The following is a 1,120-nucleotide window of genomic DNA, read 5'->3' as shown; positions in this document are numbered from 1 at the left end:
GCCGCCGTCTGGGCGTAGATCGGGCGGAGCAGGTCGAGGTCGCGGATGATCGCGGCCGGGCGGAGGTCGAAGACCTCGTCGATCGCCTTCTCGATCTTCTCGGTCTCGACCTTGGCGGTGCCGAAGGTCTCGACGAACAGACCGACGGGCTCGGCCTTGCCGATGGCGTACGCGACCTGGACCTCGCAGCGGGAGGCGAGGCCCGCGGCGACCACGTTCTTCGCCACCCAGCGCATCGCGTACGCGGCGGAGCGGTCGACCTTGGACGGGTCCTTGCCGGAGAAGGCACCGCCGCCGTGGCGGGCCATGCCGCCGTACGTGTCAATGATGATCTTGCGGCCGGTGAGGCCGGCGTCGCCCATCGGGCCGCCGATCTCGAAACGGCCGGTCGGGTTGACCAGGAGGCGGTAGCTGTCCGTGTCCAGCTTGATGCCGTCGTCCAGGAGCGCCTTCAGCTCCGCCTCGACGACGAACTCGCGGATGTCGGGGGCGAGGAGCGACTCCAGGTCGATGTCGCTCGCGTGCTGCGAGGAGACCACCACGGTGTCGAGGCGGACGGCCTTGTCACCGTCGTACTCGATGGTGACCTGCGTCTTGCCGTCGGGGCGCAGGTAGGGGATCGTGCCGTTCTTGCGGACCTCGGACAGCCGCTTCGCCAGCCGGTGCGCCAGGAAGATCGGCAGCGGCATCAGGGTGGGCGTCTCGTCGGTCGCGTAACCGAACATCAGGCCCTGGTCGCCGGCGCCCTGGCGGTCCAGCTCGTCCTCGTCGCCCTCGACCCGGTTCTCGTACGCCGTGTCGACACCCTGCGCGATGTCCGGGGACTGCGCGCCGATGGACACCGAGACGCCGCAGGAGGCGCCGTCGAAGCCCTTCTTCGAGGAGTCGTACCCGATCTCGAGGATCTTGTTGCGGACGAGGGTCGCGATGTCCGCGTAGGTCTTGGTGGTGACTTCACCGGCGACGTGCACCAGACCGGTGGTGATCAGCGTCTCGACGGCGACCCGGGAGGTCGGGTCCTCACGCAGAAGCGCGTCGAGAATGGTGTCGCTGATCTGGTCAGCGATCTTGTCGGGGTGACCCTCGGTCACGGACTCCGAGGTGAACAGGCGACGGGACA

Annotated in this window: 1 protein-coding gene; it reads right to left on the bottom strand. The window is 68.4% G+C overall.

All coding sequences use genetic code 11. The features are described 5' to 3' along the window. The coding region (metK, locus tag ACWC1K_RS50690; protein WP_450841010.1) for a methionine adenosyltransferase at window positions 1-1,120 on the bottom strand (1,120 nt) is incomplete at both ends.

Source organism: Streptomyces sp. NPDC001492 (assembly GCF_053597275.1).
The sequence above is the reverse complement of the archived record's forward strand: the minus strand, read 5'-3'. Positions and strand labels throughout refer to the sequence as shown.